The following is a 25,573-nucleotide window of genomic DNA, read 5'->3' on the forward strand; positions in this document are numbered from 1 at the left end:
GGGGTCTGCCTTCATTAGTTTGTTGAGCAGGCCGTCAAAGACCGCAGGAACCTCTTGAAGGTTTAATGAAACGTTGAAAAATGTTTGTCCTGCGCAGATGGTGTGGCCCGATTCAGATTTACTGGATCTAACTCACCAGCAAGTACTTCGAGTAATCGAAGAGTTGGTAAAAAAATAGGGGAATTTATTCCCTGCTAATCCAGGAGAAAACCAATGGCATTAGGTCTAGAAGACAAAAAAGCCATTGTCGCCGAAGTTAGCGAAGTTGCTAAAACTGCATTGTCTGCAGTCGTGGCTGATTCTCGCGGTGTTACCGTGGGCAGCATGACTGCGCTTCGTAAAGAAGCGCGTGAAGCAGGTGTTTATGTACGTGTTGTACGTAATACATTGGCTCGCCGTGCAGTTGAAGGCACTGACTTCGAATGTCTAGCTCAAAGCTTTGTTGGTCCTACGTTGATCGCTTTCTCTAACGAGCACCCAGGTGCGGCCGCTCGTTTATTGAAATCTTTTGCGAAAGATAACAAAGAATTTGAAGTAAAGGCGTTGGCGTTCAACGGTGAGTTGATCCCAGCTGGCGACATTGATCGTTTGGCAACACTGCCTACATACGACGAAGCTATTGCGAAACTGATGAGTGTTATTCAGGGCGCAACAAGCAAGTTTGTACGTACTCTTGCAGCGGTTCGCGATCAAAAAGAGCAAGAAGCGGCATAATACGGTTTTCCGTAGTCCTTCTTGATAAAAATTTTGTTTTATTACCTTCGGGTGATTATAAAAAAGCTAGGAATCTGAGTCATGGCTCTAACTAAAGAAGATATCATCAATGCAGTAGCAGAAATGTCTGTAATGGACGTTGTTGAACTAATTTCAGCAATGGAAGAGAAATTTGGCGTATCTGCCGCTGCTGGTGTAGCTGCTGGTCCTGCTGCAGACGCTGGTTCAGCTGCTGAAGAGCAAACTGAATTTGACGTTATTCTTACTGCCGCTGGCGATAAGAAAGTTAACGCAATTAAAGCTGTTCGTGCAGCGACTGGTCTTGGCTTGAAAGAAGCTAAAGCTATCGTTGACGGCGCTCCAATGGCTGTTAAAGAAGGCGTTTCTAAAGAAGATGCTGATGCTCTTAAAGCGGCTCTTGAAGAAGCTGGTGCATCTGTCGAAGTCAAGTAATGATACTTGTATTTCCAGATTTCGACCAATAAGTCGAAATGGCTGGTGACGTTTGTCACCGGCCTTTTTGGGTTTCTTGAAGCCCAGATAAAACTTAAAAGAATTTTCAAATGGGAGATAATGCTCCCATATACGGTAAGGCCTGATTTGGGCCTTTTGCGTCAATGTGCACAAGCTGGGGAATGCTGATGGCCTACTCATACACTGAGAAAAAACGTATCCGTAAGGATTTCGGTAAACTGCCGCCCGTTTTGGATGTGCCATACTTGCTGGCAATTCAGCTTGAATCCTACCGTAATTTTCTGCAAGAAGGTAAATCTCTTGCGGAGCGTGGGGAATTAGGCTTGCATGGGGCTTTTAAATCTGTCTTTCCAATGGTCAGCTTTTCGGGAAGTGCGGCGCTAGAATACGTCGACTACCGTTTAGGTAAACCAGTATTTGATGTTAAAGAGTGTCAGTTACGTGGCGTCACTTACGCGGCACCTTTACGTGTTCGTGTACGACTTATCATTTATGATAAGGAGTCATCTAACAAGGCAATTAAAGACATTCGCGAGCAAGAAGTCTACATGGGTGAAATTCCACTCATGACAGATAATGGTACGTTTGTAATTAATGGTACTGAGCGTGTAATTGTTTCTCAATTACATCGTTCTCCTGGTGTGTTTTTTGATCACGATCGTGGCAAAACGCACTCTTCAGGCAAGTTGCTACATTCTGCTCGTATTATTCCTTATCGTGGTTCTTGGTTGGACTTCGAGTTTGATCCGAAAGATTGCGTCTTCGTTCGTATTGACCGTCGTCGTAAGTTGCCAGCAACTATTCTGTTGCGAGCGCTGGGGTACGATACAGAGCAAATTCTTGATACTTTCTTCGACTCTACTCGTTTCTATTTGAAACGTGATGGTTTTGAAATGGATCTTGTTGCTAACCGTCTTCGCGGTGAAACCGCTCTGTTTAATATTGCTGATGCAAATGGCGAGCTTATTGTTGAGGAAGGTCGTCGTATCACGGCTAAGCATATTCGCGTTATGGAGAAAGCTGGCCTTGAGCGCCTGTCTGTTCCGCTTGAGTACATGCTTGGTAAAGTGACGGCGAAAAATCTAGCTCATCCTTCTACAGGTGAGTTGATTGCTGAAGCAAATACAGAGTTGTCTGTTGATCTGTTGGAGGCTTTGGTTTCTGCAGGGGTTTCAGAGTTAGAAACACTTTATACAAATGATTTGGATAATGGTCCGTTTATTTCTGATACTTTGCGTATCGATCCGACGAGCAATCGGTTGGAAGCATTGGTAGAAATCTACCGTATGATGCGTCCTGGCGAGCCACCAACAAAAGAATCAGCTGAAGGCTTGTTCCAAAGCTTGTTCTTCTCTGAGGATCGTTATGATCTATCTGGCGTTGGTCGAATGAAGTTCAACCGTCGTTTAGGTCGCGAAGAAGATACTGGTGCTGGTGTTTTAGACAACGATGATATCGTTTCTGTATTAAGAACTTTGCTAGATATCCGTAACGGTAACGGCATGGTCGATGACATCGATCACTTGGGCAACCGTCGAGTTCGTTCTGTTGGTGAAATGGCCGAGAACCAATTCCGCGTTGGTCTTGTTCGTGTTGAGCGTGCTGTGAAAGAGCGTTTGTCGATGGCAGAAGCTGATGGCTTGATGCCTCAGGATCTTTTGAATGCGAAGCCAGTGGCTGCTGCAATCAAAGAATTCTTCGGTTCTAGCCAGTTGTCTCAGTTCATGGACCAAAATAATCCGCTTTCTGAAGTAACGCACAAGCGTCGTGTTTCTGCATTAGGGCCCGGTGGTCTTACTCGTGAACGCGCAGGCTTTGAAGTGCGTGACGTACATGCTACTCATTACGGCCGTGTATGTCCTATCGAAACGCCGGAAGGTCCAAACATCGGTTTGATTAACTCTCTGTCAACTTATGCTCGTACGAATAGCTATGGTTTCTTAGAAACGCCATACCGTAAGATCATTGACGGCAAGATGACTGATGAGACTGTTTATATCTCAGCAATCGATGAGGCTAAGTACGTTATCGCACAGGCTTCTGCGAATGTTAATGAAGAAGGTCGCTTGGTAGATGAGTTGGTTCAGGTGCGTCATATGCACGAAACCACTTTGATTCCAAAAGAAAAAGTAAACCTAATGGACGTGTCACCTCGTCAGGTTGTTTCGGTTGCGGCATCTTTGATTCCGTTCCTTGAACACGATGATGCTAACCGTGCCTTGATGGGATCTAACATGCAGCGTCAGGCTGTACCGACACTTAAGGCAGATAAGCCTGTTGTTGGTACGGGTATGGAGCGAAATGTAGCAAAAGACTCTGGTGTTTGTATCGTTGCTAATCGTGGCGGTGTTATCGAGTCTGTTGATGCAAGTCGTATCGTTGTGCGTGTTAACTCTGAAGAAACAATAGCAGGTGAGGCGGGTGTAGACATCTACAACCTGACTAAATACGTTCGTTCTAACCAAAATACCTGTATCAATCAGCGTACCTTGGTTATGAAAGGTGAGAAGGTTGCTTCTGGCGATATTATGGCGGATGGTCCTTCTGTAGACATGGGTGATTTGGCACTTGGCCAAAACATGCGTATTGCTTTCATGCCTTGGAATGGTTTCAACTTCGAAGACTCGATCTTAGTATCTGAGCGCGTTGTTGAAGAAGACCGTTTCACGTCTATCCACATCCAAGAATTAACGTGTGTGGCTCGTGATACTAAGCTTGGGCCAGAAGAAATCACATCAGATATCCCTAACGTGGGCGAAGGTGCGCTTTCTAAGCTTGATCAATCCGGTATTGTTTATATCGGTGCAGAAGTTGAACCTGGTGACATTCTAGTCGGTAAAGTAACACCTAAAGGTGAAACTCAGCTGACGCCTGAAGAGAAGCTTTTACGAGCTATCTTCGGTGAGAAAGCGTCTGATGTGAAAGATACTTCACAACGCGTTAAGACTGGTACTCGTGGTACCGTTATTGATGTTCAGGTGTTTACTCGTGATGGTATCGAGAAAGACGAACGTGCGAAGTTCATTGAAAAATCGCAACTTGATCAAGTTCGCAAAGATTTGAATGAAGAGTTTCGTATTGTTGAAAAAGCGACATTTGAACGTTTAGCTGATGCTCTAGTTGGTCAGCAGGCTGAAGGTGGTCCTGGTTTAGCTCGTAATGCAGTGATTACTGAAGAATACTTAGCAAACTTAGATCATCCGGAGTGGTTTAAGATTCGTGTTGCTAATGAAGAAACGAGTGATCAGCTTGAAAAAGCACAGGCAGCTTTGGTTGAGCGTCGTAAAGAACTTGATGCTAAATTTGAAGATAAAAAACGTAAACTGCAAACTGGTGATGATCTTGCGCCTGGCGTATTGAAAATTGTTAAAGTTTACGTAGCGATCAAACGTCGTATCCAGCCGGGTGATAAAATGGCCGGTCGTCATGGTAACAAGGGTGTAATTTCTAAGATTATGCCTGTAGAAGATATGCCATATGACGAGAACGGTGATCCAGTTGATATCGTGTTGAACCCACTTGGTGTTCCATCGCGGATGAACGTTGGTCAGGTGTTAGAAACTCACTTAGGTGCCGCCTCTAAAGGGTTGGGTCGTAAGATTAATGAGATGCTAACCGTTGAGCGTGAAAAAGCAGAAGCAGTTGCTGAGCTACGTGTTTTCTTAGATGAAATCTACAATGGCTATGAAGGCGATTTGAAGTGCGCACGTACAGAAGATTTGGACAGCTTTACAGACGAAGAAATATTAACCTTGGCGGGCAACCTTACGGGTGGTGTTCCAATGGCGTCTGGTGCCTTTGATGGTGCAAAAGAGTCTGAGATCAAACGTATGCTGCGTCTAGCTGGAATCAATGAAAGTGGACAGGTTAAGTTGTTTAACGGACGTACAGGTGATGCTTTTGATCGTCCTGTAACAGTTGGTTACATGTACATGCTTAAGTTGAACCATTTGGTTGATGACAAGATGCACGCACGTTCTACTGGTTCTTACAGCTTGGTTACTCAGCAACCATTGGGCGGTAAAGCTCAATTTGGTGGTCAGCGTTTCGGTGAGATGGAAGTATGGGCACTAGAAGCATACGGTGCCGCTTATACGCTTCAAGAAATGTTGACAGTGAAATCCGATGATGTGAATGGTCGTACGAAGATGTATAAAAACATCGTTGATGGCGATCACAGAATGGAACCTGGTATGCCTGAGTCCTTCAATGTATTGGTCAAAGAGATTCGTTCTCTTGGTATCGATATTGAGTTGGTTGCGGATTAAGCACGAATCACATTTGACCTGCTGGGGAGTAAGACTCCCCGGCCTTACGAGTGGGGCGAATACACATGAAAGACTTATTAGGTCTTCTAAAATCACAAGGACCATCTGACGAATTTGATGCGATCCGTATCGGCTTAGCGTCACCAGATATGATTCGTTCATGGTCTTACGGTGAAGTTAAGAAACCGGAAACCATTAACTATCGTACGTTCAAACCAGAGCGTGATGGTTTATTTTGTGCAAAAATCTTTGGTCCTATTAAGGATTATGAATGCTTATGTGGTAAATATAAGCGTTTGAAACACCGTGGTGTTATCTGTGAGAAATGTGGCGTTGAAGTGGCTCTGTCTAAAGTGCGTCGTGAACGTATGGGGCACATTGAGCTTGCATCGCCTGTTGCGCACATTTGGTTCCTAAAATCTCTACCATCACGTATTGGTCTTATCATGGATATGACTTTACGTGACATTGAGCGAGTTTTGTATTTTGAATCTTTCATCGTGATTGATCCAGGTATGACGACGCTTGATAAAGGCCAATTGCTGAATGATGAGCAATATTTTGAAGCGCTAGAAGAGTTCGGTGACGAATTTGATGCCCGAATGGGTGCTGAAGCGGTTCAAATGTTGTTGCGTGATTTGGATATGCCTGAAGAAATTAATCGCATGCGTGAAGAGCTAAGCAGCACGAATTCTGAAACTCGTATTAAGAAGTTGTCTAAACGTCTTAAATTGGTTGAAGCATTCTTTCATTCTGGCAACAATCCTGAATGGATGGTGTTGGATGTATTGCCGGTTCTTCCGCCAGATCTTCGCCCATTGGTTCCTCTTGAAGGTGGCCGTTTTGCGACGTCTGATTTGAACGATTTATATCGTCGAGTGATTAACCGTAACAACCGTCTTAAGCGCCTTCTAGAGCTTTCGGCTCCAGACATCATCGTACGTAACGAAAAGCGTATGTTGCAAGAGTCTGTTGATGCTTTGCTTGATAATGGCCGTCGTGGTCGTGCTATTACGGGTTCTAACAAGCGTCCTCTTAAATCTTTGGCAGATATGATCAAAGGTAAGCAGGGTCGTTTCCGTCAGAACTTGCTAGGTAAGCGTGTTGACTATTCTGGTCGTTCTGTAATTACCGTAGGTCCATCTTTGCGTTTGCATCAGTGTGGTCTACCTAAGAAAATGGCACTTGAGCTATTCAAGCCATTCATTTTCTCTAAGCTTGAGCTTCGTGGCATGGCGACGACGATCAAAGCAGCTAAGAAAATGGTTGAGCGCGAAACACCTGAAGTGTGGGATATCCTTGATGAGGTTATCCGCGAACATCCTGTTATGTTGAACCGTGCACCAACACTTCACCGTTTGGGTATCCAAGCGTTTGAACCTATGTTGATCGAAGGTAAGGCGATTCAGTTGCACCCACTTGTGTGTGCGGCTTATAACGCCGATTTCGATGGTGACCAAATGGCGGTTCACGTTCCGTTGACTATTGAAGCTCAGCTTGAAGCTCGTGCTTTGATGATGTCTACGAACAATATCTTGTCTCCAGCAAACGGCGAGCCGATCATCGTACCTTCTCAGGACGTTGTATTGGGTCTGTACTACATGACTCGTGAGAGAATTAATGCCAAGGGTGAAGGCATGGCGTTCTCTGACATCAAAGAAGTACACCGCGCGTATGGGGCGAAACAAGTTGATTTACAAGCGAAAGTAAAAGTACGTATCAGCCAAGTTGATACTACTCTTGATGGTGATAAAGTGCCGTCAACTTTTATTGCTGATACAACAGTTGGTCGAGCTTTATTGTTTGATATCGTTCCTGACGGCCTACCGTTCTCTGTGGTTAACCAAACCATGAAGAAGAAGGCGATCTCTAACTTAATCAATGAGTGTTACCGTAAAGTTGGTTTGAAAGAGAGCTGTATTTTTGCAGATCAGTTGATGTACACAGGTTTCGCTTATGCGACAGTATCTGGTTCATCTGTTGGTGTGGATGACTTTGTTATTCCGCCAGAAAAAGCTGAGATCATTGCGAAAGCGGAAGCGGAAGTAAAAGAAATCGAATACCAGTACGCTGATGGTCTTGTAACGCAAGGCGAGAAGTATAATAAAGTAATCGATTTATGGTCTCGTACAAACGAAACCGTTACTGAAGCTATGATGACAAACTTAGCAAAAGAGATGACTGTCAATAAAGCAGGTGAAACGGTTGAACAACAATCTTTCAACTCTGTATATATGATGGCTGACTCTGGAGCCCGTGGTAGTGTTGCCCAAATGCGTCAGTTGGGTGGTATGCGTGGTTTGATGGCGAAACCAGATGGTTCCATCATCGAAACACCGATCACTGCAAACTTCCGTGAAGGTTTATCAGTACTTCAGTACTTTACCTCTACACATGGTGCGCGTAAGGGTCTTGCTGATACGGCATTGAAAACGGCTAACTCTGGTTACTTAACGCGTCGTCTTGTTGATGTGGCACAAGATTTGGTAATTACTGAAGTCGATTGTGGTTCTACGAATGGTATTGTTGTTAATGCCATGATCGAGGGCGGCGATGTTGTTGTTCCTTTAGGTCATCGTGTGTTGGGTCGTGTAGTGGCTCAAGATGTTATCGATACGAAGGGCGACTTGGTGCTTCCTGCTGGTGTTCTGATTGATGAGCATAATGTTCGTACAATTGAAGCGGCAGGTGTCGACGAAATGTTGATTCGTTCTGTTATCACTTGTGACACTCGCCATGGTGTGTGTGCTAAGTGTTACGGTCGTGATCTAGCTCGCGGTCATCAGGTGAATATCGGTGAAGCCGTTGGTGTTGTTGCCGCTCAGTCTATCGGTGAGCCTGGTACACAGTTAACAATGCGTACATTCCACATCGGTGGTGCTGCGTCACGTGCCTCAGCTGTTGATAGCGTTCAAGTTAAGAGCGCTGGTACTGTTCGCTTCCATAAGATGAAGAGCATTGAGCGTCACACTGGTCATTTGGTTGTGGCATCTCGTTCATCTGAGTTGGCTATTGCTGATGAAGCGGGTCGTGAGAAAGAGCGTTATAAGCTTCCTTACGGTGCGGTATTGAGTGTTCGTGAAGGTGATGCTGTTGTGGCGGGTCAAATCGTTGCAAACTGGGATCCACATACACACCCAATCGTTTCTGAGATGGAAGGTCGTCTAGAATTCAGTGGTATGGAAGAAAATGTTACAATTCGCCGTCAATCGGACGAAATGACAGGTCTTACTACTATTGAAATTTTAGAAGTCAGAGATCGTCCAGCAGCAGGTAAGGATTTACGTCCTATGATTGCTGTTGTAGATGCAGAGGGTAATCCTGTATTGATCCCTGGTACGGATTCTCCTGTACAGTACATGCTTCCTGAGAAAGCCTTGTTGAGCCTAGATCATGGTGCAACAGTGAAGTCGGGTGAAGTACTTGCTCGTATTCCTCAAGAATCTATCGGTAACAAAGATATTACCGGTGGTTTGCCACGAGTGGCAGACCTATTTGAAGCGCGTCGCCCGAAAGATCCTGCTGTTATGGCGGAAACAACTGGTGTTGTTAGCTTCGGTAAAGAAACAAAAGGTAAGATTCGTTTGGTTATCACTCCACAAGATGGCAGTGACCCAATTGAGACTTTGATTCCTAAATGGCGTCAAATTAATATCTTTGATGGTGAAGAAGTGGCGAAAGGCGAAATTATTGCCGATGGTCCTCTAAGTCCTCATGATATTTTGCGTCTTCAAGGTGTAGAGGCATTGGCTGACTACATTGGTAATGAAGTGCAAGAGGTTTACCGTCTACAGGGTGTAGTGATTAATGATAAGCATATTGAAGTTATTGTTAATCAGATGTTACGCAAAGTAGAAGTGGGTGAATCTGGCGATACAGATCTTATCCAAGGTGATCAAGTTGAGTTTACTAAACTTCTAGATGCAAACGAGAAAGCTATAGCAGAGGGTAAATTCCCTGCTAAGTACGAACGTGTGCTTCTAGGTATCACCAAAGCTTCTTTGGCTACTGAGTCCTTTATATCGGCAGCGTCTTTCCAAGAGACAACTCGAGTTCTTACGGAAGGTGCGGTTACTGGTAAGAAAGATCACTTACGTGGCTTGAAAGAAAACGTTGTAGTAGGTCGCTTAATACCAGCAGGTACAGGTTTGGCTTACCATAATGAGCGCAAGAGAAAGAAAGAGCTTGCGCTAGCAGCAAATGAAGTAAGTACGACAGTTAGTGCGTCAGATGTGGAAGAAGCATTGAGTGCAGCACTGAAAGACTAGTTATTTGTTGTTAAATCGCGAGGGAGGTGATTTTTTAGTCGCCTCCCTATTGACTGTTTTATAGGCGCAAATTAAACTTGCGCCTCCTAAATTTTGACGATTTCCGTCAAAAGAATTGGATTTGTGGAGCTTGTCTTATGGCAACCGTTAACCAGTTGGTTCGTAAACCACGTAAACGTAAAGTGGTAAAGAGTGACGTTCCTGCGTTACAAGCTTGTCCGCAACGCCGCGGTGTCTGCACTCGCGTATATACTACTACACCTAAAAAGCCTAACTCGGCTTTGCGTAAAGTATGTCGTGTTCGCTTGACTAACGGCTTTGAAGTAACTTCCTACATTGGTGGTGAAGGTCATAATCTACAAGAGCATAGTGTTGTATTGATCCGTGGCGGTCGTGTAAAAGATTTGCCAGGTGTTCGTTATCACACAGTTCGCGGTAGTTTAGATACTTCAGGCGTACAAAATCGTAAGCAAGGTCGTTCTAAATACGGTACTAAACGTCCTAAGTAAGTTAATACTACTTAGTTCATTGTTTAGACATAATTTTGTAATACAGTAAGGCCGAGCAATAATTAATTTGTCTCGGGCGAACCTGAAGAGGGTATAGATATGCCAAGAAGACGCGTCGTCGCAAAGCGTGATGTCCTTCCGGATCCTAAACACGGAAGCCAGCTACTCGCTAAATTCATTAACCACGTAATGGTTAGTGGTAAAAAGTCTGTAGCAGAAAGCATTGTTTACAATGCACTACAAACTGTTTCAGATCGTGCTAAAACAGATGAGCCTATGGCTATCTTTGAAAAAGCATTAGAGTCTATCCAGCCAATGGTTGAGGTTAAATCTCGCCGTGTTGGTGGTGCTACTTATCAAGTTCCTGTTGAAGTTCGTCCAGCTCGTCGCGCAGCATTGTCTATGCGTTGGTTGGTTGATGCTTCTCGTAAGCGTGGTGAAAAATCTATGGCTTTGCGTCTTGCAGGCGAGATTTTAGATGCTTCTGAAAATAAAGGTTCTGCTGTTAAGAAACGTGAAGACGTTCATCGCATGGCAGAAGCTAACAAAGCATTCTCTCACTACCGTTTCTAATCATCCGGAGAAGTATACCCAGTGGCACGTAAAACACCGATCAACCGCTACCGAAATATTGGTATCTGTGCGCATGTTGATGCAGGTAAAACGACGACAACTGAACGCGTTCTTTTCTATACTGGTTTGTCTCATAAAATTGGTGAAGTGCACGATGGTGCAGCAACAATGGATTGGATGGAGCAAGAGCAAGAGCGCGGTATTACTATAACTTCAGCGGCAACAACTTGCTTCTGGAGTGGTATGAGTAAGCAGTTTGAACAGCACCGTATCAACATTATAGATACGCCAGGACACGTAGATTTTACTATTGAAGTAGAACGTTCTTTGCGAGTCTTGGATGGTGCAGTTGTTGTGCTTTGTGGTTCTTCTGGCGTTCAACCTCAAACTGAGACGGTTTGGCGACAGGCTAATAAATATGAAGTTCCTCGTATGGTGTTCGTCAATAAGATGGACCGTACAGGAGCGGATTATTATTCAGTCGTTCGTCAGTTAAAAGAGCGTCTTGGTGCGAATGCTGTTCCGATTCAAATCAATATCGGCACCGAAGAAAATTTCAAAGGTGTTATTGATCTTGTTTTGATGAAGGCAATAATGTGGAATGAAGAAGATCATGGTATGACGTTCTCTTTAGAGGATGTTCCTGCTGAGCTTCTTGATACTGCGTTAGAGTGGCGTGAGCAGATGGTTGAAGCCGCTGCGGAAGCAAATGATAAATTAACGGATAAATATCTTGAAGAAGGTGGATTATCTGTTGAGGAGATTAAAAGCGGTTTGCGAGCTCGTACATTAGCTAATGACATAGTCTTGGTTACATGTGGCTCTGCCTTTAAAAATAAAGGTGTGCAGGCTGTTTTGGATGCTGTTGTTGAATATATGCCTTCTCCGCTTGAAGTTAAAGCGATAGAGGGTACGCTCGAAGATGGTGAGACGCTTGTTACTCGAGTTGCTGATGACGAGGCTCCGTTCTCTTCATTGGCTTTCAAGATAGCGACGGATCCATTTGTTGGTACGCTGACATTCATTCGTGTTTATTCTGGTGTGTTGCGTTCGGGTGATGCGGTTTATAATTCTGTTAAGCAGAAGCGTGAGCGTATTGGTCGAATGGTTCAGATGCATGCCAATAATCGTGAAGAGATCAAAGAGGTTTTGGCGGGTGATATTGCTGCGCTTGTGGGGATGAAGTATGCCACTACAGGTGACACTCTTTGTGACATGAAAGATGTTGTTGTGCTCGAGCGTATGGAGTTTCCAGAGCCTGTTATTTCTGTGGCGGTTGAGCCTAAGTCTCAAGCTGATCAGGAAAAAATGGGTGTTGCGCTAGGTAAGCTGGCGCAAGAAGACCCATCTTTTCGTGTTGAAACGCATGAAGAGACAGGGCAAACAATTATTTCCGGTATGGGTGAGCTGCATCTTGAAATACTTGTTGACCGTATGCGTCGCGAGTTTAAGGTGGAGGCTAACATTGGTAAGCCTCAAGTTTCCTACCGGGAGAAAATCCGCAAAGAAGTGGTGGTTAATCACAAATTTGTGCGTCAATCTGGTGGTCGTGGTCAATATGGCCATGTTGTGATGAAGTTGATTCCGACTGATAAAGACGGGCTTGAGTTTGTTAACGAGATTGTTGGTGGTGCTATTCCTAAAGAATACATCCCTGCGATAGAAAAGGGTATTTCCGAGCAAATGAAAAATGGTGTCACTGCTGGTTACCCGTTATTGGGTATTAAAGTGGTGCTGTTTGATGGATCATTCCATGATGTTGACTCAAATGAAATGGCCTTTAAAATTGCAGCTTCTCAGGGATTAAGAAAAGGGGCGCTTGATGCTGACCCTTGTGTTCTTGAACCTGTAATGAAAGTGGAAGTTGTAACTCCTGAAGAATATATGGGGGATGTGATGGGAGACCTGAATCGTCGTCGTGGTATTGTTCAGGGGATGGACGATTCCCCGTCAGGTAAAATTATTCGAGCAGAAATTCCTTTAGGGGAAATGTTTGGGTATGCAACTGATGTGCGTAGCTTGTCGCAAGGGCGTGCGAGTTATGCAATGGAGTTTGAGAAATACGCTGAAGCACCAACTAGTGTGGCAGACGCGCTCATTAAAAACGATTATTAATCATCATACTTACTATTACTTAAGGTATATGTATCATGGCAAAGAGTAAATTCGAACGTAATAAACCACACGTTAACGTTGGTACTATCGGTCACGTTGACCACGGTAAAACAACTCTAACTGCAGCATTGACTCGTGTATGTGCAGAAGTATTTGGCGGAACCGCTGTTGCTTTTGACGGTATCGATAATGCTCCTGAAGAGCGCGAACGTGGTATCACTATCTCAACTTCTCATGTTGAGTATGATTCTCCAGTGCGTCACTATGCACACGTAGACTGTCCTGGTCACGCCGATTATGTTAAAAACATGATCACTGGTGCGGCTCAAATGGATGGCGCGATTCTTGTTTGTGGTGCGACTGATGGCCCTATGCCTCAGACTCGTGAGCACATCTTGCTTTCTCGTCAAGTAGGCGTTCCTTACATCGTAGTTTTCCTAAACAAAGCTGATTTGTTGGCTGAAGACTGTGGCGGTGCGGACTCTGAAGAATACGCTGAGATGCTAGAATTGGTTGAAATGGAATTGCGTGACCTTCTTTCTGAATACGACTTCCCAGGTGATGATACTCCAATCATCCCAGGTTCTGCGCTTATGGCGTTGAATGGCGAAGACGCTAACGAAATGGGTACTACAGCTGTTAAGAAACTTGTTGAAACTCTTGATGCTTACATTCCTGAGCCAGAGCGTGCTATCGATGGTGCATTCCTAATGCCGATCGAGGACGTATTCTCTATCCAGGGTCGTGGTACTGTTGTTACTGGTCGTGTTGAGCGTGGTATCGTCCGCATTCAAGAAGAAGTTGAAATTGTTGGTATCGTTGATACAACTAAAACAACTTGTACTGGTGTTGAGATGTTCCGTAAACTTCTTGACGAAGGCCGTGCTGGTGAGAACTGTGGTATCTTGCTACGTGGTACTAAGCGTGAAGATGTTCAGCGTGGTCAAGTATTGGCTAAGCCTGGTTCAATCACTCCTCATACAACGTTTGAAGCAGAAGTTTATGTGTTGGGTAAAGATGAAGGTGGTCGTCATACGCCATTCTTTAAAGGTTACCGCCCACAGTTCTACTTCCGTACAACTGACGTAACTGGTGCATGTTCTCTTCCTGAAGGCGTAGAAATGGTTATGCCTGGTGATAACATTCAAATGACTGTTGAGTTGATTCACCCAATCGCGATGGATGACGGTCTACGTTTTGCTATCCGTGAAGGTGGTCGTACAGTTGGTGCTGGTGTTGTAGCTAAAATCCTTAAATAATTAGATATTTATATCTTTTGTTTGAGGTTTGAAAAAAGGCTGCCCATATTGGGTGGCCTTTTTATTTTACTGTTTATTTTTATCCTTCATAAATTGGTTACTTGACAACCAGTTTTTGAATGGCTAATATTCGCCGTCCTTAAAAAAGGATTGTGGTTTAATAAATGTACAGTTAAGCCATATAAAACATTGTATTTGGAGTTGGAAATGCAAAGCCAAAAAATCCGTATTCGTTTGAAAGCGTTTGATCATCGTCTGATCGATGCTTCAACACAAGAGATTGTGGAAACAGCGAAACGCACAGGTGCGCAAGTACGTGGACCGATTCCACTTCCTACTCGCAAAGAGCGTTATACAGTATTGATTTCACCACACGTAAATAAAGATGCGCGTGATCAGTATGAAATCCGTACACATAAACGCGTGCTAGACATCGTTGAGCCAACTGAAAAAACAGTTGACGCTTTAATGAAGCTAGATCTTGCGGCAGGTGTGGAAGTACAAATTTCTTTAGGTTAATAGCTTAAAGTTTGGGGTGCGAGAACCGACTGGTTATCAGTCGGCTTATGCACATTAGTGGAATGATCTGGAATGATCAGCCGTAGCGGGTGATAGCCCCATACACAACTGGCAAATGAGGTAAAAAATGACTATTCAATTAGTCGGACGCAAAGCCGGAATGACACGTATCTTCACTGAAGATGGTGTATCCGTGCCAGTAACCGTCATCGAGGTTGAACCGAACCGCGTTACTCAGGTGAAAACATCAGAAGCTGACGGCTACCAAGCTGTTCAAGTAACTGTTGGTACTCGCCGTTCGAGCCGCGTTAACAAAGCTGCTGCGGGTCATTATGCAAAAGCGAATGTTGAAGCAGGTCGTGGTTTGTGGGAGTTCCGCCTGGCAGGTGATGAAAAAGAAATCAATGTTGGTGATGAGCTAACAGTTGCTGATTTCGAATCTATCCAAATGGTTGATGTAACTGGTCAATCAAAGGGTAAAGGGTTTCAAGGTGCCATTAAGCGTCATAATTTCAGTATGCAAGACGCTACACATGGTAACTCGTTGTCTCACCGTGCTCCTGGCTCTATCGGTCAATGTCAAACACCTGGTCGTGTTTGGAAAGGCAAGAAGATGGCTGGCCATATGGGCGCTGCACAAGTTACTACTCAATCACTAGAAGTGGTTCGTGTAGACACAGAACGTAACCTTATCCTAGTGAAAGGTGCCGTACCTGGTGCAGTGAATGGTGACGTTATTCTTCAATCAGCTGTTAAAGCTCGCTAAGAGGGGTAGACAATGAACTTGAATCTAACAGGCGCTGAAGGAACTGTAGAAGTTTCTGATGTAGCCTTTGCTCGTGAATATAACGAAGCGCTGGTTCACCAAGTAGTTACATCTTACTTGGCTGGCGCTCGTCAAGGCTCACGCGCTCAAAAAACACGCTCTGAAGTAGCTGGCGGTGGACGCAAACCTTGGAAACAAAAAGGTTCTGGTCGTGCTCGTGCAGGGACTATCCGAAGCCCTTTATGGCGCTCTGGTGGTGTTACCTTCGCTGCAAAACCGCAGGATCACTCTCAGAAAGTGAACAAGAAGATGTACCGTGCAGCAATGCGCACCATCTGGTCTGAACTTGTACGTCAAGACCGTCTTGTTGTAGTTGAAGAGCTTACATTGGAAGCTCCGAAGACTAAGCTATTCATAGCGAAAATGGCAGAATTGAATATTGAGAATGCTTTGATTGTCTCTAATAATTTAGATGATAATCTTTTCTTGGCAGCTCGCAACATTCCTAACGTAGATGTGCGTGATGCAGCGTCTATCGACCCTGTTAGCTTGATTGCTTACGACAAAGTGTTGGTGACAGTTGGTGCTCTGAAACAAGTTGAGGAGGCACTAGCATGATCGGCGAACGCATTTATAAAGTTCTGTTGGGTCCACATATTTCCGAAAAAGCAACGATTGTAGCCGATGGCAATGGTCAGTATGTTTTTCGTGTTACTGGTGACGCAACTAAACCTGAAATCAAACAAGCTATCGAAGCGCTTTTTGAAGTCAAAGTTGAGTCTGTTCGCACGTTGAACCAAAAAGGTAAAACAAAGCGTACAGTTCGTGGTCTAGGTAAACGTAGTGACGTGAAAAAAGCGTACGTACGTTTGGCTGAAGGCCAAGATATTGACTTCATGGTCGCTGAATAAGGGGAGATAGGTCAATGGCTGTTGTAAAAAGTAAGCCAACGTCTGCAGGCCGTCGTCACGTTGTTAAAGTTACTAATACTGATTTACACAAAGGCGCACCATATGCACCTTTGCTTGAAAAGAAAAGTAAATCTGGTGGACGTAATAATAACGGACGCATCACTACGCGTCACGTAGGTGGTGGTCATAAGCAGCATTATCGTATGGTTGATTTTCGTCGTAACAAAGACGGCATTCCTGCGGTAATTGAGCGTTTGGAATATGATCCAAACCGTTCTGCAAATATTGCATTGATTAAATATGCTGATGGTGAGCGTCGTTACATTATCGCTTCCAAAGGTATGGTGGCTGGTGCTGTTGTTTTTAGTGGTGCAGATGCGCCTATCAAAGCTGGTAATACTTTGCCTCTGCAAAATATTCCAGTTGGTAGTACGGTTCACTGTATCGAGCTTAAGCCTGGTAAGGGTGCACAAATTGCACGTTCTGCCGGAACTTCTGCTCAGCTAGTTGCTCGTGAAGGCCGTTACGTTACCCTTCGCCTACGTTCAGGTGAAATGCGTAAAGTATTGACTGAATGTCGTGCTACTTTGGGTGAAGTATCAAACTCTGAGCATAGCTTACGAGTTCTTGGTAAAGCTGGTGCTACGCGTTGGCGTGGTGTTCGTCCTACCGTTCGCGGTTCGGCGATGAACCCAGTTGATCACCCGCACGGTGGTGGTGAAGGTCGTAGCAAAGGTGGTCGTCATCCTGTTACACCATGGGGTGTGCCTACTAAAGGGTACAAAACACGCAGCAACAAGCGTACTGATAAACTTATTGTACGTCGCCGTACTAAGTAATAAGAGGAAACGACTGTGCCACGTTCACTAAAAAAAGGTCCTTTTATCGACCTTCATTTGTTGAAAAAGGTAGAGGCTGCGGTAGAGAAAAAAGACCGTCGTCCAATTAAAACTTGGTCGCGCCGTTCTACTATCTTCCCTGATTTTGTAGGGTTGACTATCGCTGTCCATAATGGTCGCCAGCATGTTCCAGTTCTAGTAACTGAAGATATGGTCGGTCATAAATTGGGTGAGTTCGCTCCGACCCGTACATATCGTGGTCATGCTGCGGACAAGAAAGCCAAACGGTAATAAGGGGTATTAACATGAGTGAAGTAAAAGCTTCATTGAAGGGTGCTCGCCTCTCAGCGCAGAAGGCCCGTTTGGTTGTAGATCAAATCCGCGGCAAATCTGTTAGCGAAGCACTGAACATTTTAACGTTCAGTCCTAAGAAGGCGGCAGTAATTGTCAAGAAAGTACTGGAGTCTGCTATAGCTAACGCTGAGCATAACGAAGGTGCTGATGTAGATGACTTGCGTGTTTCTACGGCATATGTTGATGAGGCTATGACTCTAAAACGTATTATGCCACGTGCCAAAGGCCGTGCTGACCGTATTTTGAAACGCGGTTGCCATATAACAGTTAAAGTCGCTGACTAATTAGGAGAAACCCAATGGGTCAGAAGGTTCATCCAACTGGTATACGCCTAGGGATAGTTAAAGATCATACTTCTACTTGGTATGCTAATAATCAAAACTACTCTAAGCTACTATTAAATGATCTTCAGGTTCGTGAGTACTTGGAGAAAAAATTGGTCCAGGCTTCTGTATCTCGTATCGAGATTCAACGTCCTGCTCAAAGCGCTCGTATTACTATTCATACTGCTCGTCCGGGTATCGTGATTGGTAAGAAAGGCGAAGATGTTGAGAAACTACGTAATGCAGTTTCTGAAATGATGGGCGTACCTGTCCACATCAACATTGAAGAGATTCGTAAACCTGAAATGGACGCGAAATTGGTTGCGGCAAATATCGCAAGCCAACTTGAGCGTCGAGTTATGTTTCGCCGAGCTATGAAGCGTGCAGTACAAAACGCTATGCGTGCTGGTGCGAAGGGTATCAAGGTTCAGGTTAGTGGTCGTCTAGGCGGTGCAGAAATTGCACGTGCTGAGTGGTATCGTGAAGGTCGTGTGCCTTTGCATACACTACGTGCTGACATCGACTACGCTCCTTATGAAGCAAACACAACTTACGGCATCATTGGCGTAAAAGTGTGGATTTTTAAAGGCGAAATCTTGGGCGGTATTGAACAAGTGCGTGCTGATAAAGGCGCACAAAAGAAGAAGTCTAAGTAGGGGGTAAGTCATGTTACAACCGAAACGTACTAAATTCCGCAAAATGATGAAGGGTCGTAATCGTGGCCTTGCATTACGCGGAAACCAAGTTAGCTTTGGTGAATTCGGATTGAAGTCCACAGAACGTGGTCGTCTTACTGCTCGTCAAATTGAGGCGGCGCGTCGTGCAATGACTCGTCACATCAAGCGTGGTGGTAAAATTTGGATTCGTGTGTTCCCTGATAAACCGATTACTCAGAAACCTCTTGAGGTTCGTCAGGGTAAAGGTAAGGGTAATGTTGAATACTGGGTTGCACAAATTCAACCTGGTAAGATGCTTTATGAAGTTGAGGGCGTTTCAGAGCAACTAGCACGCGAAGCTTTCGCGTTAGCTGCTGCTAAACTACCTTTGTCCACAACTTTCGTAACGCGTACGGTGATGTAGATGATAGCAAAAGAATTGCAAGAAAAGTCTGTAGCAGAGCTACAAGCGACCTTGATTGAGCTTCTACGTGAGCAATTTACATTGCGCATGCAGAAAGCTACTGGTCAGCTGGCGCAAACTCATTTGCTTTCGCAAGTCCGCCGCAATATCGCACGTGTTAAAACCGTGCTTAATGATAAGGCAGGTAACTAAGATGGCAGATACAAAAGCGCGCACAGCTACTGGTAAAGTAGTCAGCGACAAGATGGATAAAACCATTACAGTACTGGTTGAACGTACAGAAAAACACCCTCTATACGGTAAGTTTGTACGTCGTTCAACTAAATTACACGCTCACGATGAAAACAACGAATGCCAAATCGGTGATACCGTAAAGGTTGTGGAAACACGCCCTTACTCTAAGTCTAAGACTTGGAACTTGGTACAAGTTGTTGAGAAATCAGCAGCTTTATAAGCTGCTATTTCCTTCGTGAGACTTGTTATCTAATTTGATTGGAGAGCAGTTATGATTCAAACAGAATCGATGCTTGATATTGCTGATAACAGCGGCGCAAAACGTGTTCAGTGTATTAAAGTGCTGGGTGGCTCACACCGTCGTTATGCTGCTATTGGTGACATCATTAAGGTCACAGTTAAAGAAGCGATCCCTCGTGGTCGTGTTAAAAAAGGGCAGGTTCTTAACGCCGTAGTCGTTAGAACTAAGAAAGGTGTTCGTCGTCCAGATGGTTCAATAATCCGCTTTGATGTAAATTCTGCGGTTTTGTTGAATGCTGCAGGACAGCCGATTGGTACTCGTATCTTTGGCCCTGTAACACGTGAATTGCGTACAGAGCAATTCATGAAAATTGTTTCTCTTGCGCCTGAAGTGCTGTAAGAGGGAAGGGGACATTTATGCGAAAAATCAAACGTAACGACGAAATTATCGTGATCGCTGGTAAAGATAAAGGCAAGCGCGGTAAAGTTGTTAAAGTAGTTGACGAAAACCGAGTTCTAGTTTCTGGTATTAATACCGTTAAGAAGCATGAAAAACCAAACCCTATGAAGGGTTCAACTGGTGGTATCGTTGAACAAGAAGCACCAATCCAGGTTTCGAATGTAGCCATTTTTAACAATGCTACTGGTAAAGCGGATCGCGTCGGCTTTAAATTGAATGAAGATGGTACGAAAGTGCGTATCTTTAAATCAAATAGTGAAGCGATTGACGCCTAAGAGCGAGAATTATAGCCATGGCGAGACTTAAGCAAGTTTATAAAGATAAAGTAGTAGCGACTCTTACTGAAGAGTTTAGCTACCAAAATGTGATGCAGGTGCCGAAAATCACTAAAATCACATTGAATATGGGTGTTGGTGAAGCTATTGCAGACAAGAAACTTCTTGAGCATGCAGTAAATGATCTAGAAGCACTTAGCGGCCAGAAAGTTGTAGTGACTAAGGCTCGTAAATCAGTAGCAGGCTTTAAAATCCGTGACGGTTACCCGATCGGTTGTAAAGTAACTCTACGTGGCGAGCGTATGTGGGATTTCTTTGACCGTTTGGTTGATGTTGCTATTCCACGTATCCGTGACTTCCGTGGACTTAATCCAAAGTCTTTCGATGGTCGTGGTAACTACAGCATGGGTGTTAAAGAGCAAATCATCTTCCCTGAAATCGATTACGATAAAGTGGATCGTGTACGTGGTATGGATATTACCATTACAACGACTGCTCGTACCGATGAAGAAGGTCGTGCTTTGTTAGCAGCCTTTAATTTCCCTTTCAAGAAATAAGAGGTAGGAATCATGGCTAAAATCTCAATGATTCAGCGCGAAGCAAAACGTACTAAATTAGTGGCTAAGTATGCTGAAAAGCGTGCAGCCCTAAAAGCGATCATTAGCGACGTTAATGCATCGGATGATGAAAAGTGGGAAGCATCGCTTAAATTGCAAGCGCTTCCACGCGATTCATCTTCTTCTCGCCAACGTAACCGTTGTCAAATAACGGGTCGTCCACATGGTGTTTATCGTAAATTTGGTTTGTCAAGAATCAAATTGCGTGAAGCTGCTATGCGCGGTGATGTACCAGGCTTGAAGAAAGCTAGTTGGTAAGCAAGTAGATCACGGTCATAATGCATGGCAGTGAGTGGGATGTCTGAAAGCTGGACATTCTGCTCGCTGCTGTGTACTATGCGCGAGCTCTATTTGCTGCACAATGGTTTTTAAATTAGGAGCTCTTAAATGAGTATGCAAGATACCCTTGCGGATATGTTTACACGTATTCGTAATGCACAGATGGCTTCAAAGACATCTGTGAGCATGCCTTCATCAAAAATGAAAGCATCTGTCGCTGCAGTTCTACGCGAAGAAGGTTACGTAGGTGACTTCTCTGTAGACGAAGCAGTGAAACCGACCCTTACTATCGAGTTGAAATACTACGAAGGTAAGCCGGTTATCGAACAAATTAAACGCGCATCGCGCCCAAGTTTGCGTCAATACAAAGGCACAGCATCTCTACCTAAAGTAGAAGCTGGTCTTGGTGTTGCAATCATCTCTACCTCTAAAGGTGTGATGACAGACCGTGCAGCTCGCGCTGCTGGTATTGGTGGCGAAGTAATCTGCACTGTATTCTAGGAGTTAGTATGTCTCGAGTTGCTAATAGTCCCGTGACGCTTCCTAGTGGTGTAGATTTGACTTTAAATGGCCAAACTGTCGTTGTAAAAGGCGGTAAAGGTTCTTTAGAGTTTAATGTCCACACAAGCGTTCAAGTGGCTAAAGAAGAAAATGTTATTACCTTCGCTGCACGCGATGGTGCAAAACAAAGCCGTGCCTTAGCTGGTACAACTCGCGCCTTAATCAACAACATGGTTGTTGGTGTAAGCCAAGGTTTCGAGAAAAGATTGCTTCTTCAAGGTGTTGGTTACCGTGCTGCTCTAAAGGGCAATGTGCTTAACCTTTCTCTGGGTTTTTCTCATCCAGTAGATTATGAATTACCTGAAGGCATAACAGCTGAATGTGCTTCTCAAACAGAAATCGTGATCAGAGGTATAGATAAACAAGCCGTTGGTCAGGTTGCTGCAGAAGTTCGCGGTTTCCGTCCACCAGAGCCTTATAAAGGCAAAGGTGTTCGTTATGCTGACGAAATTATTCGTCGTAAAGAAGCTAAGAAGAAGTAGGTAGGCATTCATGAACACTAAAAAACAATCTCGGATTCGTCGTGCACGTCGTGCACGCTTACATATTCGTGAGTTAGGTGCGAATCGTCTTACTGTACATCGCACACCACGCCATATGTATGCTCAAGTGATTTCTCCTTGTGGTAGTAAAGTACTAGCTAGTGCTTCTACTCTTGAAGAAGCTCTACGTGCTACAGCGACAGGTAACAAGGCAGCGGCTAAAGAAGTCGGTACTTTGATTGCTACTCGCGCTAAAGAAGCAGGTGTCACTGCGGTCGCTTTTGACCGTTCTGGCTTTAAATACCACGGTCGCGTTCAGGTTCTTGCTGACGCAGCACGTGAAGCCGGTCTAGAGTTTTAAGGGGTAGCAAATGGCAGTTAATGATCAACAAACTAGCGACCTCCAAGAGAAGCTAGTTCAAGTAAACCGAGTTGCTAAAGTTGTAAAGGGTGGTCGTATCTTCTCTTTCACTGCTTTAACAGTTGTCGGTGATGGAAAAGGCAAAGTCGGCTTCGGTCGCGGCAAAGCGCGTGAAGTGCCACAAGCTATTCAAAAGGCTATGGAGCAAGCACGTCGTAACATGGTTTCAGTTAGATTAGATGGTGATACTCTTCAGTATCCTGTTAAAGCTAACCATGGAGCATCTAATGTTTACATGCAGCCTGCTTCACAAGGTACTGGCATCATCGCCGGTGGTGCAATGCGTGCGGTTCTAGAAATCGCTGGCGTTCACAACGTACTGGCTAAATGTTACGGTTCTACAAACCCAGTAAACGTAGTTCGCGCTACGATTAAAGGTTTGCAGAATATGAAAGCACCTGAACAAATCGCGGCAAAACGCGGTAAGTCAGTCGATCAAATTTTGGGGTAATGTGTCATGGCGAATAATACCATCACAGTTCAACTAACCCGTAGCCCGATCGGTCGTCTTCCAAAGCACCGTGAAACTGTTAAAGGCTTGGGTTTGCGTAAAGTTGGCCAAACTCGCGAGCTGGAAGATACTCCAGCTGTACGTGGTATGGTTAATAAAGTTTATTACATGGTTAAAGTGGTAGGAGAGTAATATGTTTTTAAATACAATTAGTCCTGCCGAAGGTAGCAAGCATGCTCCTAAACGTGTTGGTCGCGGTATTGGTAGCGGCTTGGGCAAAACCGGTGGACGTGGCCATAAAGGTCTTAAGTCTCGCTCTGGTGGCTCAGTAAAACCTGGTTTTGAAGGTGGTCAAATGCCTTTGCAGAAACGTCTGCCAAAATTTGGTTTTACTTCACGTCAAGCAAAGTATGTTGCTGAAGTTCGTTTAAACGAACTTGCTGCTGTAAATGCTGAAGTTGTAGATTTGGCTGCTCTTAAAAGCGCCGACATTCTTGGTCATCAAATTAAAACTGCACGTGTAATCTTGTCAGGTTCTATTGACAAAGCTATTACTGTTCGTGGTCTTAAGTTGACTAAAGGTGCTCGTGCGGCAATCGAAGCAGCTGGCGGAAAAGTCGAGGAATAAATGGCAAAGCGTGGCTCACAACCTGCTGGGATGCAAAAAGGATTAGGCGAACTTTGGTCTCGTATCCGTTTTGTTTTCTTGGCAATTATTGTATACCGAATCGGTGCGCATATCCCTGTTCCGGGTATTAACCCTGACAGATTGTCTGCATTGTTTGATCAAAATGAAGGCACAATTCTGAGTTTATTTAACGTATTCTCAGGGGGCGCACTCGAGCGAATGAGTATTTTTGCGCTTGGTATTTTGCCCTATATTTCTGCCTCTATTATTATGCAGTTATTGACGGTCGTGAGTCCGCAGCTAGAACAGTTGAAAAAAGAGGGTGAGGCGGGTCGTCGTAAGATTACTCAGTACACTCGTTACGGTACGGTTCTTCTTGCGCTTGTCCAGTCTGCCAGTATGGCAGTTGGTCTTGCAAGTCAAGGGATCTCATTTAGTAGTGGTATGGAGTTCTATGCTGTTGCTGTTGTAACCCTTGTTGCTGGTACTGTCTTTTTGATGTGGTTAGGTGAGCAGGTTACTGAAAAAGGTATTGGTAATGGTATATCCATACTTATCTTTGCAGGTATTGTTGCTGGCCTTCCGTCTGCTTTAGCTCGCTCATTTGAATCGGCTCGTCAAGGCGATATCAATATTTTGGCTTTGTTGCTGATTGGTATAATGGCTATCGCGACAGTTGCTTTCGTTGTTTTCATCGAACGTGGTCAACGTCGCATTACTGTTAATTATGCTAAGCGCCAACAGGGCAAAAAAGTGTTTGCCGCACAAAAGAGTCATTTGCCACTTAAAGTAAACATGGCTGGTGTAATACCACCTATCTTTGCTTCAAGTATTCTTCTATTCCCAGCATCGATCGGCCAATGGTTCGGTCAAGGTGAGGGTATGGAATGGCTGCAAAATATCTCTTTGGCTCTAGCTCCAGGGCAACCGCTCTATGTGCTGTTGTTTGCAATCGCAATTGTTTTCTTTTGCTTTTTCTATACGGCGCTAGTGTTCAACCCTAAAGATGTGGCAGATAACTTGAAAAAGTCCGGTGCTTTTTTGCCGGGTATTCGTCCAGGTGATCATACAGCTCGTTATATCGATGGTGTAATGACACGTTTGACATTGTTTGGTGCTTTATACATCACTCTAGTGTCTCTGATGCCTCAGTTCTTTGTTGTTGCGTGGAATGTTCCATTCTACTTTGGCGGTACCTCTATGTTAATTGTAGTGGTAGTTGTCATGGACTTTATGTCACAAGTGCAAAGTCATCTGATGAGTCAGCAATACGAGTCATTAATGAAAAAATCTAATCTGACTGGTTATGGTCCGAATGGCCTTATGTGATAAACATAGGTTTTGGAGTTGAACATGAAAGTACGTGCATCTGTAAAGAAAATCTGTCGTAACTGCAAAATCGTTCGTCGTAACGGTGCGGTTCGAGTGATTTGTGTTGAGCCTCGTCATAAACAACGTCAAGGTTAATTACGAGTCTGCTCGATGATAGGGAAGGGTGGTTGATTTATGTCCTAAATGTAGGCATAATCAGCCGCCCTCATGAAAGTAAAGTGATGAATTATCAGTTAATCATCAATAACAACGGAGTAAAATGAATGGCTCGTATAGCCGGTGTCAATATTCCTGACAATAAACATGCGGTCATTTCTCTGACTTACATCTTCGGAATTGGTCGCACTCGTTCACGCGCTATTTGCGCTGCTACGAGTGTTGCTGAATCTGCGAAAATCGGTTCATTAAGTGATGATATCCTTGATGAGCTTCGTGGAGAAGTTGCTAAGTACACTGTAGAGGGTGACTTACGTCGTGAAGTCAGTATGTCTATCAAACGTTTGATGGACCTAGGTTGTAATCGCGGGATTCGTCATCGCCGCAGCCTACCAGTTCGTGGTCAACGTACCAAAACGAACGCTCGTACACGAAAAGGCCCTCGTAAGCCTATTCGTAAGTAAT

General features: G+C 44.4%; 32 protein-coding genes. All 32 read left to right on the forward strand.

Features of this window, described 5'->3' with window-relative positions; all coding sequences use genetic code 11:
* Positions 1-213 precede the first annotated feature (213 nt).
* The 32 genes from rplJ (at position 214) to rpsM (ending at position 25,572) form a co-directional block, all read left to right on the forward strand.
* Positions 214-714, forward strand: coding sequence for a 50S ribosomal protein L10 (gene rplJ / locus MUS1_RS12545; RefSeq protein ID WP_036163105.1), 501 nt, complete (start codon positions 214-216; stop codon positions 712-714).
* A gap of 81 nt (positions 715-795) precedes the next feature.
* The gene (rplL, locus tag MUS1_RS12550) at positions 796-1,167 is read left to right on the forward strand and encodes a 50S ribosomal protein L7/L12 (RefSeq protein WP_036163106.1); all 372 of its coding nucleotides are present in this window, start codon (positions 796-798) and stop codon (positions 1,165-1,167) included.
* Between the two features lie 188 nt (positions 1,168-1,355).
* A complete protein-coding gene (rpoB, locus tag MUS1_RS12555; RefSeq protein WP_036163107.1) occupies positions 1,356-5,456 on the forward strand; it encodes a DNA-directed RNA polymerase subunit beta in 4,101 nt (1,366 codons plus the stop codon).
* Between the two features lie 65 nt (positions 5,457-5,521).
* A complete protein-coding gene (rpoC, locus tag MUS1_RS12560) occupies positions 5,522-9,724 on the forward strand; it encodes a DNA-directed RNA polymerase subunit beta' (protein ID WP_036163108.1) in 4,203 nt (1,400 codons plus the stop codon).
* A 137-nt stretch (positions 9,725-9,861) separates the two neighbouring features.
* Positions 9,862-10,233: a 30S ribosomal protein S12 gene (rpsL, locus tag MUS1_RS12565; RefSeq protein WP_036163109.1), complete on the forward strand. Its 372-nt coding sequence runs from the start codon at positions 9,862-9,864 to the stop codon at positions 10,231-10,233.
* Positions 10,234-10,332: 99 nt separating this feature from the next.
* Entirely contained in the window at positions 10,333-10,806 is a 474-nt protein-coding gene (gene rpsG / locus MUS1_RS12570; protein WP_036163111.1) for a 30S ribosomal protein S7, read from the forward strand.
* Between the two features lie 21 nt (positions 10,807-10,827).
* Positions 10,828-12,921 (forward strand): elongation factor G, encoded by a 2,094-nt coding sequence (gene fusA / locus MUS1_RS12575; protein ID WP_036163112.1) that lies wholly within the window; start codon positions 10,828-10,830, stop codon positions 12,919-12,921.
* A gap of 35 nt (positions 12,922-12,956) precedes the next feature.
* Positions 12,957-14,180 carry an elongation factor Tu gene (gene tuf / locus MUS1_RS12580; RefSeq protein WP_036163113.1) on the forward strand — a complete coding sequence of 408 codons (1,224 nt, stop codon included), beginning with the start codon at positions 12,957-12,959 and terminating at the stop codon, positions 14,178-14,180.
* 207 nt (positions 14,181-14,387) lie between these two features.
* On the forward strand, positions 14,388-14,699 hold the full coding sequence (gene rpsJ, locus MUS1_RS12585; protein WP_009834626.1) for a 30S ribosomal protein S10: 312 nt from the start codon (positions 14,388-14,390) through the stop codon (positions 14,697-14,699).
* A gap of 127 nt (positions 14,700-14,826) precedes the next feature.
* Positions 14,827-15,465 (forward strand): 50S ribosomal protein L3, encoded by a 639-nt coding sequence (rplC, locus tag MUS1_RS12590; RefSeq protein WP_036163115.1) that lies wholly within the window; start codon positions 14,827-14,829, stop codon positions 15,463-15,465.
* Between the two features lie 12 nt (positions 15,466-15,477).
* On the forward strand, positions 15,478-16,083 hold the full coding sequence (gene rplD / locus MUS1_RS12595) for a 50S ribosomal protein L4 (protein WP_036163117.1): 606 nt from the start codon (positions 15,478-15,480) through the stop codon (positions 16,081-16,083).
* Complete coding sequence (rplW, locus tag MUS1_RS12600) at positions 16,080-16,376, forward strand: 50S ribosomal protein L23 (protein ID WP_036163119.1); 297 nt, start codon at positions 16,080-16,082, stop codon at positions 16,374-16,376. Before rplD ends, rplW begins: the two co-directional genes overlap by 4 nt.
* 14 nt (positions 16,377-16,390) lie before the next feature.
* Positions 16,391-17,215: a 50S ribosomal protein L2 gene (gene rplB / locus MUS1_RS12605; RefSeq protein ID WP_036163120.1), complete on the forward strand. Its 825-nt coding sequence runs from the start codon at positions 16,391-16,393 to the stop codon at positions 17,213-17,215.
* Positions 17,216-17,230: 15 nt separating this feature from the next.
* On the forward strand, positions 17,231-17,506 hold the full coding sequence (gene rpsS, locus MUS1_RS12610; RefSeq protein WP_036163121.1) for a 30S ribosomal protein S19: 276 nt from the start codon (positions 17,231-17,233) through the stop codon (positions 17,504-17,506).
* A gap of 14 nt (positions 17,507-17,520) precedes the next feature.
* Positions 17,521-17,853 (forward strand): 50S ribosomal protein L22, encoded by a 333-nt coding sequence (gene rplV / locus MUS1_RS12615; RefSeq protein WP_012071931.1) that lies wholly within the window; start codon positions 17,521-17,523, stop codon positions 17,851-17,853.
* A 14-nt stretch (positions 17,854-17,867) separates the two neighbouring features.
* Positions 17,868-18,548 carry a 30S ribosomal protein S3 gene (rpsC, locus tag MUS1_RS12620; RefSeq protein ID WP_036163122.1) on the forward strand — a complete coding sequence of 227 codons (681 nt, stop codon included), beginning with the start codon at positions 17,868-17,870 and terminating at the stop codon, positions 18,546-18,548.
* Between the two features lie 10 nt (positions 18,549-18,558).
* On the forward strand, positions 18,559-18,972 hold the full coding sequence (rplP, locus tag MUS1_RS12625; protein ID WP_036163123.1) for a 50S ribosomal protein L16: 414 nt from the start codon (positions 18,559-18,561) through the stop codon (positions 18,970-18,972).
* Entirely contained in the window at positions 18,973-19,164 is a 192-nt protein-coding gene (gene rpmC / locus MUS1_RS12630; RefSeq protein ID WP_024023521.1) for a 50S ribosomal protein L29, read from the forward strand.
* Position 19,165: 1 nt separating this feature from the next.
* Positions 19,166-19,426 carry a 30S ribosomal protein S17 gene (rpsQ, locus tag MUS1_RS12635; protein ID WP_036163125.1) on the forward strand — a complete coding sequence of 87 codons (261 nt, stop codon included), beginning with the start codon at positions 19,166-19,168 and terminating at the stop codon, positions 19,424-19,426.
* A gap of 51 nt (positions 19,427-19,477) precedes the next feature.
* Positions 19,478-19,846 carry a 50S ribosomal protein L14 gene (gene rplN / locus MUS1_RS12640; RefSeq protein ID WP_036163128.1) on the forward strand — a complete coding sequence of 123 codons (369 nt, stop codon included), beginning with the start codon at positions 19,478-19,480 and terminating at the stop codon, positions 19,844-19,846.
* A 17-nt stretch (positions 19,847-19,863) separates the two neighbouring features.
* Positions 19,864-20,181 (forward strand): 50S ribosomal protein L24, encoded by a 318-nt coding sequence (gene rplX, locus MUS1_RS12645; protein ID WP_036163130.1) that lies wholly within the window; start codon positions 19,864-19,866, stop codon positions 20,179-20,181.
* Between the two features lie 17 nt (positions 20,182-20,198).
* The gene (gene rplE / locus MUS1_RS12650) at positions 20,199-20,738 is read left to right on the forward strand and encodes a 50S ribosomal protein L5 (RefSeq protein ID WP_036163132.1); all 540 of its coding nucleotides are present in this window, start codon (positions 20,199-20,201) and stop codon (positions 20,736-20,738) included.
* Between the two features lie 12 nt (positions 20,739-20,750).
* The gene (gene rpsN, locus MUS1_RS12655; protein ID WP_036163133.1) at positions 20,751-21,056 is read left to right on the forward strand and encodes a 30S ribosomal protein S14; all 306 of its coding nucleotides are present in this window, start codon (positions 20,751-20,753) and stop codon (positions 21,054-21,056) included.
* Positions 21,057-21,185: 129 nt separating this feature from the next.
* Positions 21,186-21,578: a 30S ribosomal protein S8 gene (rpsH, locus tag MUS1_RS12660; RefSeq protein WP_036163135.1), complete on the forward strand. Its 393-nt coding sequence runs from the start codon at positions 21,186-21,188 to the stop codon at positions 21,576-21,578.
* Positions 21,579-21,586: 8 nt separating this feature from the next.
* The gene (gene rplF / locus MUS1_RS12665) at positions 21,587-22,120 is read left to right on the forward strand and encodes a 50S ribosomal protein L6 (protein ID WP_036163137.1); all 534 of its coding nucleotides are present in this window, start codon (positions 21,587-21,589) and stop codon (positions 22,118-22,120) included.
* A 10-nt stretch (positions 22,121-22,130) separates the two neighbouring features.
* Positions 22,131-22,481, forward strand: a complete 351-nt coding sequence (gene rplR / locus MUS1_RS12670; RefSeq protein ID WP_036163139.1) for a 50S ribosomal protein L18 — start codon at positions 22,131-22,133, stop codon at positions 22,479-22,481.
* Positions 22,482-22,491: 10 nt separating this feature from the next.
* Positions 22,492-22,992: a 30S ribosomal protein S5 gene (gene rpsE, locus MUS1_RS12675; RefSeq protein ID WP_036163142.1), complete on the forward strand. Its 501-nt coding sequence runs from the start codon at positions 22,492-22,494 to the stop codon at positions 22,990-22,992.
* A 6-nt stretch (positions 22,993-22,998) separates the two neighbouring features.
* Positions 22,999-23,184, forward strand: coding sequence for a 50S ribosomal protein L30 (gene rpmD / locus MUS1_RS12680; protein ID WP_036163144.1), 186 nt, complete (start codon positions 22,999-23,001; stop codon positions 23,182-23,184).
* A 1-nt stretch (position 23,185) separates the two neighbouring features.
* On the forward strand, positions 23,186-23,620 hold the full coding sequence (gene rplO, locus MUS1_RS12685; RefSeq protein WP_036163147.1) for a 50S ribosomal protein L15: 435 nt from the start codon (positions 23,186-23,188) through the stop codon (positions 23,618-23,620).
* Positions 23,621-24,949: a preprotein translocase subunit SecY gene (gene secY, locus MUS1_RS12690; RefSeq protein ID WP_036163150.1), complete on the forward strand. Its 1,329-nt coding sequence runs from the start codon at positions 23,621-23,623 to the stop codon at positions 24,947-24,949. It begins immediately after the preceding gene.
* A gap of 24 nt (positions 24,950-24,973) precedes the next feature.
* Entirely contained in the window at positions 24,974-25,087 is a 114-nt protein-coding gene (gene rpmJ, locus MUS1_RS12695) for a 50S ribosomal protein L36 (RefSeq protein WP_036163151.1), read from the forward strand.
* A 128-nt stretch (positions 25,088-25,215) separates the two neighbouring features.
* On the forward strand, positions 25,216-25,572 hold the full coding sequence (gene rpsM / locus MUS1_RS12700; RefSeq protein ID WP_036163152.1) for a 30S ribosomal protein S13: 357 nt from the start codon (positions 25,216-25,218) through the stop codon (positions 25,570-25,572).
* Position 25,573 lies beyond the last annotated feature (1 nt).

Source organism: Marinomonas ushuaiensis DSM 15871 (assembly GCF_000521805.1).
Classification (GTDB): domain Bacteria; phylum Pseudomonadota; class Gammaproteobacteria; order Pseudomonadales; family Marinomonadaceae; genus Marinomonas; species Marinomonas ushuaiensis.

Bases quoted from the DNA above. Each gene is read 5' to 3' on its own strand.
- rpsL (WP_036163109.1), top strand. From the start codon at position 9,862: ATGGCAACCGTTAACCAGTTGGTTCGTAAACCACGTAAACGTAAAGTG.
- rpsE (WP_036163142.1), top strand. From the start codon at position 22,492: ATGGCAGTTAATGATCAACAAACTAGCGACCTCCAAGAGAAGCTAGTT.
- rplX (WP_036163130.1), top strand. From the start codon at position 19,864: ATGCGAAAAATCAAACGTAACGACGAAATTATCGTGATCGCTGGTAAA.
- rpmJ (WP_036163151.1), top strand. From the start codon at position 24,974: ATGAAAGTACGTGCATCTGTAAAGAAAATCTGTCGTAACTGCAAAATC.
- tuf (WP_036163113.1), top strand. From the start codon at position 12,957: ATGGCAAAGAGTAAATTCGAACGTAATAAACCACACGTTAACGTTGGT.
- rpoC (WP_036163108.1), top strand. From the start codon at position 5,522: ATGAAAGACTTATTAGGTCTTCTAAAATCACAAGGACCATCTGACGAA.
- rplO (WP_036163147.1), top strand. From the start codon at position 23,186: ATGTTTTTAAATACAATTAGTCCTGCCGAAGGTAGCAAGCATGCTCCT.
- rplL (WP_036163106.1), top strand. From the start codon at position 796: ATGGCTCTAACTAAAGAAGATATCATCAATGCAGTAGCAGAAATGTCT.
- rplN (WP_036163128.1), top strand. From the start codon at position 19,478: ATGATTCAAACAGAATCGATGCTTGATATTGCTGATAACAGCGGCGCA.
- rplR (WP_036163139.1), top strand. From the start codon at position 22,131: ATGAACACTAAAAAACAATCTCGGATTCGTCGTGCACGTCGTGCACGC.
- rpoB (WP_036163107.1), top strand. From the start codon at position 1,356: ATGGCCTACTCATACACTGAGAAAAAACGTATCCGTAAGGATTTCGGT.
- rplC (WP_036163115.1), top strand. From the start codon at position 14,827: ATGACTATTCAATTAGTCGGACGCAAAGCCGGAATGACACGTATCTTC.
- rpsG (WP_036163111.1), top strand. From the start codon at position 10,333: ATGCCAAGAAGACGCGTCGTCGCAAAGCGTGATGTCCTTCCGGATCCT.
- rpsC (WP_036163122.1), top strand. From the start codon at position 17,868: ATGGGTCAGAAGGTTCATCCAACTGGTATACGCCTAGGGATAGTTAAA.
- rplV (WP_012071931.1), top strand. From the start codon at position 17,521: ATGAGTGAAGTAAAAGCTTCATTGAAGGGTGCTCGCCTCTCAGCGCAG.
- rplE (WP_036163132.1), top strand. From the start codon at position 20,199: ATGGCGAGACTTAAGCAAGTTTATAAAGATAAAGTAGTAGCGACTCTT.
- rplP (WP_036163123.1), top strand. From the start codon at position 18,559: ATGTTACAACCGAAACGTACTAAATTCCGCAAAATGATGAAGGGTCGT.
- rpsN (WP_036163133.1), top strand. From the start codon at position 20,751: ATGGCTAAAATCTCAATGATTCAGCGCGAAGCAAAACGTACTAAATTA.
- rplF (WP_036163137.1), top strand. From the start codon at position 21,587: ATGTCTCGAGTTGCTAATAGTCCCGTGACGCTTCCTAGTGGTGTAGAT.
- rpsQ (WP_036163125.1), top strand. From the start codon at position 19,166: ATGGCAGATACAAAAGCGCGCACAGCTACTGGTAAAGTAGTCAGCGAC.
- rpmD (WP_036163144.1), top strand. From the start codon at position 22,999: ATGGCGAATAATACCATCACAGTTCAACTAACCCGTAGCCCGATCGGT.
- rpmC (WP_024023521.1), top strand. From the start codon at position 18,973: ATGATAGCAAAAGAATTGCAAGAAAAGTCTGTAGCAGAGCTACAAGCG.
- rplW (WP_036163119.1), top strand. From the start codon at position 16,080: ATGATCGGCGAACGCATTTATAAAGTTCTGTTGGGTCCACATATTTCC.
- rplJ (WP_036163105.1), top strand. From the start codon at position 214: ATGGCATTAGGTCTAGAAGACAAAAAAGCCATTGTCGCCGAAGTTAGC.
- rplD (WP_036163117.1), top strand. From the start codon at position 15,478: ATGAACTTGAATCTAACAGGCGCTGAAGGAACTGTAGAAGTTTCTGAT.
- secY (WP_036163150.1), top strand. From the start codon at position 23,621: ATGGCAAAGCGTGGCTCACAACCTGCTGGGATGCAAAAAGGATTAGGC.
- rpsJ (WP_009834626.1), top strand. From the start codon at position 14,388: ATGCAAAGCCAAAAAATCCGTATTCGTTTGAAAGCGTTTGATCATCGT.
- rpsH (WP_036163135.1), top strand. From the start codon at position 21,186: ATGAGTATGCAAGATACCCTTGCGGATATGTTTACACGTATTCGTAAT.
- rpsM (WP_036163152.1), top strand. From the start codon at position 25,216: ATGGCTCGTATAGCCGGTGTCAATATTCCTGACAATAAACATGCGGTC.
- rplB (WP_036163120.1), top strand. From the start codon at position 16,391: ATGGCTGTTGTAAAAAGTAAGCCAACGTCTGCAGGCCGTCGTCACGTT.